The organism is Thermoleptolyngbya sp. M55_K2018_002 (genome assembly GCF_015295965.1).
Taxonomy (GTDB): domain Bacteria; phylum Cyanobacteriota; class Cyanobacteriia; order Elainellales; family Elainellaceae; genus Thermoleptolyngbya; species Thermoleptolyngbya sichuanensis.
Genome location: NZ_DVEA01000192.1, coordinates 18275 through 28464 on the forward strand (window position 1 = coordinate 18275; position 10190 = coordinate 28464).

Genomic DNA, 10190 nt, shown 5'->3' on the forward strand with positions numbered 1-10190 from the left:
TCGCCTTACTTCATCTCCTGTAAGCATCCTATAAATTTGTTGTCAGGTTATCTATCGAAAGATTTTTGGGTTTTTGACCAGGAATGATGCTGCTTGCTCTGTGGAATTGAGGTTGGGATTTCCTCAATCTGTCAGCTAGGCTAATCAAGACACACCATGATAGAAGGCGTTCCTTTTAGAAATCAGCTTTTGCCCGAAAACGCCGCTCCTAGAAACCAGACCACTCCATTGCTTGCTGCTTGTCCGCCGCCCGCCAGCGATTCATCTCTATTGCCACTGGTTGCGGTGGCGGCACAAGTCCTGGCGGCCGAGGCCGTGCGCCTCATGCACAAGGCTGAATCGAGCTACATTGCCGTCTTGCAGCAAGGGCAACTGCTAGGTCTGTTCACGGCTCAGGATTTGGTTCGGGCGATCGCCCAAGGCACTGACCTGAGCGCGACGCAGATTGGTGACCTGGTGCAGCGATCGCCCACCATCATCCCCGCAGCCGACTGGAACACGCGAGTTCCCACATCGCCGCCGCCTAGCGCAGACTATGCCGCAGTCATGGACTCCGACGGAAACCTGCTGGGTGTCGCAAACCTGGAGCGAACGCTGAGAACTGCCCTAGAGCCACAGGGGCACTATCGCCAGATGGTAGACAGTTCGCCCAACCCCATTTTTTGGGTCAACCGGGCAGGGTTGGTTCTCAACTGGAACCCGGCCTGTGAGCAGGTGTTTCAGTATGGACAGGCAATGCTGGGGCGATCGCTGCAAGACCTGATGCCCAGCCCAGCGCTGTGGAACGCTGTGCAGACGATAGTGGAGCAAGTCTTTGAAGGCCAGTCGTTTGCCAATGTAGAGCTAACCTTCCAGCGTCAGGATGGCACCGAATCCCTGATGCTGGCCTGTCTCTATCCGCTGATGGATGATCACGGGCAGATCGAAGCCTGCATCTTTGCCAACACCGACATCACCGAACACAAACGGCTGGCGATCGCCCTCCAGCAGCGCGAAAAGGATCTGTCCGATGCTCAGCGGCTTGCCCGCTTGGGCAGTTGGGAATACAACGTGCAGACGCAAACGGTGAGATGGTCAGAGCAAACCTATCGCATTTTTGGGCTTGACCCGGCGCAATCGCCGACCTATCGCACCTTGCGACGACTCATTCATCCAGCAGATGTGCGGTCGTTTGAGCAATTTGTGAAGCGGGCGATCGCCACGGGTGCTGCCTACGATCACGAAATGCGGATCGTCCTGCCGGATGGCTCGATTCGCCACCTCCACAATCGGGGGCAGGCCATTGTGGAGCAGGGACGGACAGTGCGCCTGTTTGGCACCACGCAGGACATTACTGAGCGCAAGCAGGCAGAACAGCGCCTCCAGCAGCAAACCCAGCGCGAACGGCTGATCGCCCAAATTGCCCAGCGCATTCGCCAGTCGCTCGACTCCTCCGAGGTGCTGTCTACAACGGTGGACGAAGTGCGTCAGTTTTTGCAGGCCGATCGCGTGCTGATCTACCAGTTTCGACCCGACTGGAGCGGGCGCGTGGTGGTGGAATCAGTCGTTCGAGTAGACTGGGCCCTGTGCGATCGCGTCATCGACGATCCCTGCTTTCGAGAAAACTGGCTAGAGCGCTATCAGCAGGGGCGTGTGCGAGCAATCAACAACGTCCACACTAAAGACATCACGCCCTGCCATCGCGACTTTCTGCTGCAATTCCAAGTGACTGCAAACTTAGCTGTGCCGATTCTGGTGCAAAAACAGCTTTGGGGGCTGCTGCTGGTGCATCAGTGCTGCGGTTCGCGGCAGTGGCAAGTTTGGGAGTGTGAGTTGCTGTTGCAACTGGCCAATCAAGTCGGCATTGCGATTCAACAATCGGAACTCTACCATCAGGTGCAGCAACTCAACCACAGCCTATCGGCCCAGGTGCAGCAGCAGACTGCTCAGTTGAAAAAGGCACTCGACTTCGAGAAACTGCTCAAGCGCATTACCGACAACGTGCGCGATAGCCTGGATGAAGAGGTCATTTTGCAAAAGGTGGTGCAGGAGCTAGGCGCAGGGCTGAGCGTTAGCATTTGTGATACAGGACTCTATGACCTAGAGCAGAACATTTCTATCATTCAGCATGAGTATGTTGCACCGGGCATTCCCTCTCGGTATGACAGCATCGTGTCAATCCAGGACTATGCAGAACTGTATGAGCAACTGTTTCAAAGGCAAATCATTCATTTTTGCTGGCGTATGCTGCCTCAGGCATTCGCAGGCGAGTCACTAGAGATCCCCAACGCAAAGCCAATCTTGCGAGATATCAATCAGCCCTTTACGGTATTGGCGTGTCTGCTTCGAGACAATCAGAGTTTACTGGGAGATCTATGGCTTTATCGGGCAGGGAGTGAACCATTTGGGGAAAGCGAAATTCGTCTGGTGGAACAGGTGGCGAATCAATGCGCGATTGCCATTCGACAAGCCAGACTTTATCAAGCGGCCCGAAATCAGGTTGAGAAGTTGGAACAGTTGAATGAACTGAAGGATAACTTCCTGAGCAGCGTTTCGCATGAGCTACGAACCCCGATGGCGAACGTGAAGATGTCGTCTCAGATGCTAGAACTGAGCCTGCGTCAGCTTGGTCTTTTCGACAACCCGGATCTCCACCACATTCACCGCTATTTCCAAATTTTGAAAGATGAATGTCAGCGAGAGCTAAAGCTAATTAACGACCTCCTGGATTTATCTCGACTCGATGCTGGCATGGAGCCACTATTGCTCACAAGCATTCATTTATGTGACTGGGTGGCACATATTGCGGAACCGTTTCTGGAACGGACTCGCACTCGAAACCAGCATTTGAGTTTGAATGTCTCAGCAAACCTTCCGCCGATACGAACCGATGCATCCTATCTCGGTCGAATTCTGGGCGAACTGCTGAATAATGCCTGCAAGTATACCCCTGATCAAGGGACGATTCAGGTCATGATTAGCGAATACACCGCCGAATACTTGAGGATTGTCATTACGAATACGGGTGTAGAGATTCCCACCTCAGAGCAGGATCGCGTATTTGAACGCTTTTATCGCGTTCCCAGCAATGATCCCTGGAAGCATGAAGGAACGGGATTGGGATTGGCTCTGGTCAAGAAGCTGATCGAGCGGCTGGGTGGGGCGATCGCCCTGGAAAGCCACGATAACTTTGTGCGCTTTACGCTGACGCTACCCGTTACGCTGCACGACTCGCAAACCCTGTTCGCCGACTAACCCCGTGACCGTTCCGCCCTGCTCTAGCACTGCCTTGAGCAATTGCAGCGCCCCTCTAGAAATGCGTTCGCCTGGAATTAGCAGCGGAATGCCCGGCGGATAGGAACACACGGTTTCCGCAGAGAGGCGATCACCCGCTTGCGCCAGCGGCACGACCTCACTGTTGCTCAAAAATGCAGCACGAGGCGACAGCACGGGTTCCGCTTCGATTGCGCTCCAGGGAAAATCTGCTGTCCGCCATTTGGGAGCTTCGACCGCCAGCCCGTCGGCAGTGTGAACGGACTGGGCCAGGGCTTGGAAGCCCGCCACCAGTTGCTCGACATCCCATAGCGTGTTGCCCAGGCTGAGGATGAATGTCAGATGCATCAGGGCGGGCAGTTCTGCCGTCACGCCCAGTTGTGTGTGCAGCATTTCGTCAGCAGCAAAGCCCGATAGCCCCAGTCTGCTTACGTCTACCGTCAGGCGGGTGGGGTCAAGGGCGATGAAGCCGGGAGTATTGGCATCGTCCGCTGCAAGCAGGCTCAGTCCGGGAATTTGCGCGAGTTTTGTACGGGCGATCGCCGCTAGGTCGAGGGTGTGCTGCATCAGGTCTGGGCCCTGCTGGGCCAGTTGCCAGCGGGCGGCATCCAGCGAGGCCAGCAGCAAATAGCTGGGGCTGGTGGACTGCACCAATCGCAGGGCGCGGCTGAGGCGGCTAGGATCGACGCGATCGCCCTGGCAGTGCAGCATCGAGGCCTGGGTCATTGCGCCCAGCACTTTGTGGGTGGATTGCACGACAATATCCGCCCCTGCTGCCAGCGACGGCGTGGGGAAGTCGGGATGAAAGGCAAAATGTGCGCCGTGGGCTTCGTCCACGATCAGCGGAATGCCGTGCTGATGGGTGAGTTGGGCGATCGCCCCGATGTCTCCACAGGCTCCGTAGTAGGTCGGGTAGACCAGCATCACCGCCGTTGCGTCGGGATGTTGCGCCAGGGCAGTGGCGATCGCGCCGGGAGAAACGCCGTGGGCAATGCCCCAGTCGGGGTCATAGTCCGGCTGCACAAAGACAGGCATCGCGCCAGAGAGAACCAGGGCCGCGATCGCCGCTTGGTGGCAGTTCCTTGGCAAAATCAGCGTGTCGCCTGGGCCGCAGGTGGCCAGCACCGCCGCCTCGATGCCGCAGGTCGAGCCGTTCGCCAAAAACCAGGTCTGGGCTGCGCCAAACAGATCGGCGGCTAACTCCTGCGCCTGCAAAATCGCGCCCTCTGGAGCAAACAGGTTGTCCAACTCCGGCAGTTCGGGCAGATCCGCCAGGAAGGGGCGATCGCCCAGCAGTTCCCGCATTGGCGCTGGAATGCCCTGGCCGCGCTTGTGCCCTGGCGTATAAAACGGCGCGTGGGCCCGTTGGGCACAGTCTCGCAGGGCTTCCAAGAGCGGCAAATGCTGCTGATGCATAGCCTGCCCGATATCCCGATCCAAGCCTTGCTCCAAGCTCCGATCCATGCGCTATTGCACCGTCGTCTGCGGCTCCAAAATTACCGCTTCGTAGCGTACCACGCCGGGTTTTTCGCTGCCGATACAGCGGGCGGCCTGACGCGACAAATCGAGCGATCGCTGCCCCACGTAGGGCCCCCGGTCATTGATGCGGACGATCACAGAGGCTCCGCTGCGGACGTTGGTCACGCGCAGGTAGGTGTTGAATGGCAATTTGGGGTGGGCCGCCGTCAGGGCATATTGGTTGAACCGCTCGCCATTGGCCGTCAGGCGATTATGAAACCCGGGCCCATACCAGGACGTGATGCCGCCCAAGTTGCGCTTGGTCTGGGTGAGGCTGTAGAGGTCTGCCTGTGCCTCCATCAGCGGCAGGGGCGCTTCACCCAACGCCACCCGCAGGTTGTTATACCAATCAATGGCAACCAGATCGGCAGTATGCCCCAGGCGATCGGCCAGCGACCGATCAACAGTGAACAGGAGGCGATCGCCCCCGCTGGCAATCGATCTCTCGTTTAATCTTTCCCCGGATTTTGCATTGGATTTTGCATCACCCAGCGCCACGCCCGGTTCCCCCTCCACCAGCACCAGTCGCAACTGGTCTACCGAAAACCCAGGACTGCCCAAAGCAGCGGTCAGCCGTTGGGCAATGGGGGCAGCCTCTTCGCTGCTGGGTAGCTCCATCACCACTTTGCCGTTCACCCAGATTTGGTAAACCGTTGCAGCGTCGGGGCGGGCCGGGGCGGGTGGAGTTTGCTGAGTTGCCCCGCGCTTTACGCCTTCGGAACTGGCAGGCAGACTGTCCAGGCATTGCTTAAAGACCTGCTGCGCTCCGGTGGCCGGGGCCGCTGCTGGGCGCACAGTGACTCTGGGAACCGCAGGCGGACGGGGGGCGATCGCCGCTGTGGGTACAGTCTCGGTCTTAGGCTGAGTCCAAGGCTGAGTCGAGTCTGCCGCTGGGGTCAGATTGCGAGAGCGGCGAAGGGGTGGAGCGGGCGATCGCTTCGTTTCAGCCGGAGACATCAACCGCACATTCCGCCAAGAGAGGAGAGATTCAGGGCGCGATCGCTCCCATTGCTGCCTCCGGCAAAGGTCGGTTGCCAAGAGACCCATCGGACAGCCGGATGCTGCTTTGGGCGTTGTCCCGCTTGAGGACTTCTGGTTTGATGCGCCCTGACTAGAGGCACCCTGACTTGATTTCTGATTAGATAAGGTTTGATTAGATAGATTGGATCGAGAATTGCCCGATTGGGTCGAAACCTCAGCAGATGCCGAAACGGTAGATACAGCGCCAAGCTCAGCCACCAAAGGCTGCATCAGTATTCCCCAAAAAGGCGAAAAAAAACCGACCGTGGATGTTGCCACCCCGGCAAGTCCTAAAACGCTCATAGTTAACCAGTAATAAACACGCAACAAAACCAGGGTTGAGCCGTCGCCAGCAGCACCGCAACCCACAGGATTTGACCCTGGCCGCTGCTTGCTGACCGCGTGTTCAACGCCCAATTTCAAAACCGTTAGGTCTAGGGCAGCACCCGCGCCCTGCCTAACCTCGTCATTCTAGAGCGGCAGATTGGGGCAAACCATCCACCGCTGAGAGGAAATCAGCCTCCTCCCCAAAGCCTCACCCGATCGGACGAGCGATCGCCCGCAATCGATACGGGATAAGCTTTTCTATAAGGTTCCCTAGAATAGGGGATTTTCCTAGAGAATTTTCAAAAAGTTATCAGTTATACACAAATTTTGTTCATATAACTAAACAAATCCAGAAAGCGGGTTACCTATGACTCATCCCTCCCCCTCTCCCGAACTGTCCCAGTGGCAGTGCTTGCTGAAAAACCTCGGCGCTTGGGAAGGCTCGTTTACACGGCTCTCGCCTGCGGGCGCTGAAGTCAGCAGCGTGCCAACCGTGGTGACGCTTGAGGGGCTAAACCAAAACCAGATCATCCGCCAGACGCTAGAGTTTGGCCAATCCACCACGGGCGACCCGCCGACGGCGAAGGTGCTGGAATATAGCAGCCTGAACCGCAGCACGCTGTTTTTTGAAACAGGCGCATTTTCCCAAGGGTCGCTGCAATTTAGCCCCTTTGGAGACTTTGGCGCAGAGTTTGGGCTAATCGCGGGCAATCGCCGGATGCGTCTGGTGGAGCTATTTCATGGCGAAAACGGCGAGAGCCGCCTCAGCAGCCTAACGCTGATCCGCGAAACGCTGCGGGGCAGTGCTGCTGCCGAACGCCCGCCCCTAACCGCCGAGCAACTGGTGGGCACTTGGCAGGGCCGCGCCGTGACGCTGTATCCCGACTGGCGATCGCCCGAAACCTATTCCACCACGCTCTCCATCAGCCTGGACGGAACCCAACTCCAGCAGCACCTCAGCGCCCCTGGCCTGTCCCTCAGCACCACGGGCACTGTCACCCCCACTGCGATTCACTTCACCCAAGGCAGCACGCCACTCCAACTCCTCCTCCTGCCCGACGGAGCCTCCGCCAACACGCCCCTCCTCATCCCCAAGGGCAAGCCCTTCTTTCTAGAAGCAGGCTGGCTAATCTCCCCCACCCGCCGCCAGCGGATGATTCGCCGCTACGATGCACAGGGCGGCTGGGAAAGCCTGACACTGGTTCAGGAAGAAAAGGGGTGAGGGGTGGGGTTAAAGTGTGAAAATTAAAGTTCAGCAAGACACACTCTGGCTGCCCTTTTCTAACCGCTGTTTTATTTAACTCGTTGATTCTCTAGTGCTTTGGCAAGCTGATTTTTACCGTCGTCCCTTGCAAACCGAATCAGGCGAGGCCCTGTGGGAATTGGTCGTGTGTGACCCGACGGGGGCATTTAGCGCCTGTGTCGATTGTCCGCAGTCGCAGGCGACGGCTGACTGGCTGGCGACCCAGTTCAAGCGGCTACAGGCAGAAGGCGTGCCAGAGCAGATTCAGGTGTTTCGGCCGCAGAGTTTGGGCTTGATGCAAGCGGCTGCCAAAGCGGTCGGCTTGACGATAGAGCCGACGCGCCACGCGCCCATGCTGAAGCATTTTCTGTTGCGCCGCGCTGCCTACTACCCTAACTTGCCGGGTTATACGGGCGAAGCCTACGACCCGCTGGCGATCGATGCGCCGCCCCCTGTGCCTGTGCCGGAAGCAATTTGGGGCGATCGCTGGCGATTTGCAGCCCTTGCAGCAGGCGATCTGGAGCTTCTCTATGGCGATCGCCCCATTCCCATCTGCTCTACGCCCGATCGCCTCTTGCCGATCAATCTGGGACTCGCCTCCACCCAGCCCGTTCCGGGGGTCATCATCGACGGCGGACGGCAATCCATGCGATTGGCGCGGTGGCTCCAGGAGGTGCGTCCTGCGCTGTTGAACTATGTGCCGGGTGCCCCAGACGGGCTGATTTTGGAAGCAGGATTGAGCGATCGCTGGATTCTCTCGACCTTTCACGATGCCGACGTGGCCGCGGCGGCCCGTCTCTTTCAGCAGCGGCAGCGCGAGGCCCACGGACTGCACTTCTTGCTGGTGCAGCCAGACGACACGGGTGTCACCTACAGCGGTTTTTGGCTGCTGGGCTAAGGGGGCAGCCCTGGCAGCCCTATCCGGCAAGGCTTTTTAGCAGCCACCCCAGCACGATTCCTATCCCGCCAAAGCGCACCGCCATCCAGAAGGGTTCCTTGAGGCTGTTCCAGGAAAAAAGCTGGCTCTCTAGGGCGACTTCCAGTTCTGCAAGCTGATCCTTCAAGCGCCTTAGCTCCAGCTTTAGGGAGGGATCTTGCGTGTGGGCATAGTCCCGCTGCACCTGCTCGACGCGCTGTTGCAGGGCTTCCTGACGCTGCTGGTCGGTCTTGACCTGGGCATAGCGTGTTTGCAGGGTTTGGAGCGATCGCCCCAGTTCGTCTAGCGCTTGTTCAAAGTCGGGTTCGGAAGGGGTCATTGGGGCGATGGGGTGAGGGAGTGGTGAGGTGAGGGGATCGTGGGCTAAGGGGACAGAGTGATATCGATTCTGGATTTTAGATTGGTCTGGATTTAGATTGGCGATATTTTAGATTGGCGATTTTGGATTGCCAGCCTTAGCCCCTGTGAGGCTTCCAAGGACACTATCGATGATCCGATGATGAGCCGCTGATCCCATCATCTCCCTAACCTCGCTCGCCTAACCCCCTCACCGTTTTAACCTTCAGTTCCAGCGTCGCGTCTTCGTCGCACACGATCAGGGCATTGGGGTGCAGTTGCAGGGCGGAAATCGTCCACAGGTGATTGACGCAGCCTTCGACAGCCTGGTGAACGGCCTGGGCTTTGGCAGCGCCTTGGGCCAGGATCATGACTTCCTGGGCATCGAGAATCGTGCCAACGCCAACAGTGAGGGCGTGGGTGGGCACCTGGCTGGGGTCGTCAAAAAAGCGGGCGTTGACCCGGCGCGTGCGATCGCCCAAGGCTTGCAGGTGCGTGCGAGAGGCGAGGGACGTGCCCGGTTCGTTGAACGCGATGTGGCCGTCTTCGCCGACCCCCCCGATAAATAGATTCACGCCGCCGAAGGACTTCATTTTATCTTCGTAGGCGGCACATTCTGCGGCCAGATCGGGCGCATTGCCATTTGGAATATGGACATTTTGGGCAGGGATATCGATGTGCTTCAGGAAGTTTTGATGCATGTAGGTGTGATAGCTTTGCGGGTGATTTTGGGGCAGCCCAACATACTCGTCCATGTTGAAGGTGACGACATGCTGGAAGCTGATTTTTCCCTGCTGATATAGCTCGATTAGACGGGCGTATAGCTTAAGTGGGGTGCTGCCTGCGGGCAATCCAAGGACAAACGGGCGATCGCTCGCGGGGGCAAAATCGGTGATGCGCCGCAGAACGTATTGGGCAGCCCACTCAGCCACCTCAACGGCAGTCGGGCACAGGATTAGACGCATGGGACGCAGCGGGGTTGTGAAGAGAATGAAGCCGTGAAAATACGTAGAAAAGTAAACCTAAGAAACGATTGGTAAAGATTGGAGGACTTTTGAATCCCAACTCAAATCAGGTTTGGTATCGTAATTGGCATAACAGATCGTTTTCAATACCGCCAGCCACTCGAAACGGAGTTTACAAAATTCAGTTTCTCTTTATCTAGGCCGGCTTGTTTATATGTGATTTCAATTCGGGTCGGCGGTTTTATTTTAAGTCGGCCATTTAGGTTTACAGGCAATCAGCTCATAGATAACAGGCAAAGCTCAGGCGATCGCTCGTCTGGGCATTTTTTTTGCACTCGGCGAACCCCTTCCTCCGCTACAGCCAGTTCCCCACCAAGATAAATGGGGCCCAATAGGCCGGCCGGGCAAACTTGCCGCCAGCCTCGATTAGCTGGATTTGCGCCTGCTGTAGAGCTTTGGCTTTGCTCAGGTCTGGGTTTTTCAAATCTGCATAGAAGCCTTTAATCAAGTCAGAGGTGGCGGCATCGTTGACAAACCAGAGCGAGGCCAGCACGCTGCGAACGCCCGCCTGGGCCGCGACACCGGCCAGCCC

Annotated in this window: 8 protein-coding genes; 3 read left to right on the forward strand and 5 right to left on the reverse strand. The window is 57.5% G+C overall.

Going from position 1 to position 10190, the window contains the following annotated elements; all coding sequences use genetic code 11:
- Positions 1-156 precede the first annotated feature (156 nt).
- A complete protein-coding gene (locus IGS51_RS09370) occupies positions 157-3234 on the forward strand; it encodes a GAF domain-containing protein (protein WP_297078158.1) in 3078 nt (1025 codons plus the stop codon).
- Here IGS51_RS09370 and IGS51_RS09375 read toward each other — a convergent pair.
- Both IGS51_RS09375 and IGS51_RS09380 read right to left on the reverse strand, forming a co-directional pair.
- Entirely contained in the window at positions 3190-4668 is a 1479-nt protein-coding gene (locus tag IGS51_RS09375; RefSeq protein WP_367279300.1) for an aminotransferase class I/II-fold pyridoxal phosphate-dependent enzyme, read from the reverse strand. The two genes, IGS51_RS09370 and IGS51_RS09375, sit on opposite strands and share 45 nt — an antisense overlap.
- A 51-nt stretch (positions 4669-4719) precedes the next feature.
- Positions 4720-5727 (reverse strand): septal ring lytic transglycosylase RlpA family protein, encoded by a 1008-nt coding sequence (locus IGS51_RS09380; protein ID WP_297078160.1) that lies wholly within the window; start codon positions 5725-5727, stop codon positions 4720-4722.
- 757 nt (positions 5728-6484) lie between these two features.
- Here IGS51_RS09380 and IGS51_RS09385 point away from each other — a divergent pair.
- Positions 6485-7339: a DUF3598 family protein gene (locus tag IGS51_RS09385; protein ID WP_297078161.1), complete on the forward strand. Its 855-nt coding sequence runs from the start codon at positions 6485-6487 to the stop codon at positions 7337-7339.
- A 94-nt stretch (positions 7340-7433) separates the two neighbouring features.
- A complete protein-coding gene (locus IGS51_RS09390) occupies positions 7434-8258 on the forward strand; it encodes a Tab2/Atab2 family RNA-binding protein (RefSeq protein ID WP_297078162.1) in 825 nt (274 codons plus the stop codon).
- Between the two features lie 19 nt (positions 8259-8277).
- Here the strand turns inward: IGS51_RS09390 and IGS51_RS09395 are convergent, their stop codons facing one another.
- The 3 genes from IGS51_RS09395 to IGS51_RS09405 all read right to left on the reverse strand — a co-directional run.
- Positions 8278-8616, reverse strand: coding sequence for a hypothetical protein (locus IGS51_RS09395; RefSeq protein ID WP_297078163.1), 339 nt, complete (start codon positions 8614-8616; stop codon positions 8278-8280).
- Between the two features lie 205 nt (positions 8617-8821).
- Complete coding sequence (gene nagB, locus IGS51_RS09400) at positions 8822-9598, reverse strand: glucosamine-6-phosphate deaminase (protein ID WP_297078164.1); 777 nt, start codon at positions 9596-9598, stop codon at positions 8822-8824.
- 355 nt (positions 9599-9953) lie between these two features.
- The coding region (locus IGS51_RS09405) for a CHAT domain-containing protein (RefSeq protein ID WP_297078165.1) at positions 9954-10190 on the reverse strand (237 nt) is incomplete at its 5' end.

What these genes read in the sequence shown, in the direction of transcription:
- IGS51_RS09385 (WP_297078161.1), top strand. Translation starts at nt 6,485, where the DNA reads ATGACTCATCCCTCCCCCTCTCCCGAACTGTCCCAGTGGCAGTGCTTG.
- IGS51_RS09380 (WP_297078160.1), bottom strand. Translation starts at nt 5,727, where the DNA reads ATGTCTCCGGCTGAAACGAAGCGATCGCCCGCTCCACCCCTTCGCCGC.
- IGS51_RS09370 (WP_297078158.1), top strand. Translation starts at nt 157, where the DNA reads ATGATAGAAGGCGTTCCTTTTAGAAATCAGCTTTTGCCCGAAAACGCC.
- nagB (WP_297078164.1), bottom strand. Translation starts at nt 9,598, where the DNA reads ATGCGTCTAATCCTGTGCCCGACTGCCGTTGAGGTGGCTGAGTGGGCT.
- IGS51_RS09375 (WP_367279300.1), bottom strand. Translation starts at nt 4,668, where the DNA reads ATGCATCAGCAGCATTTGCCGCTCTTGGAAGCCCTGCGAGACTGTGCC.
- IGS51_RS09395 (WP_297078163.1), bottom strand. Translation starts at nt 8,616, where the DNA reads ATGACCCCTTCCGAACCCGACTTTGAACAAGCGCTAGACGAACTGGGG.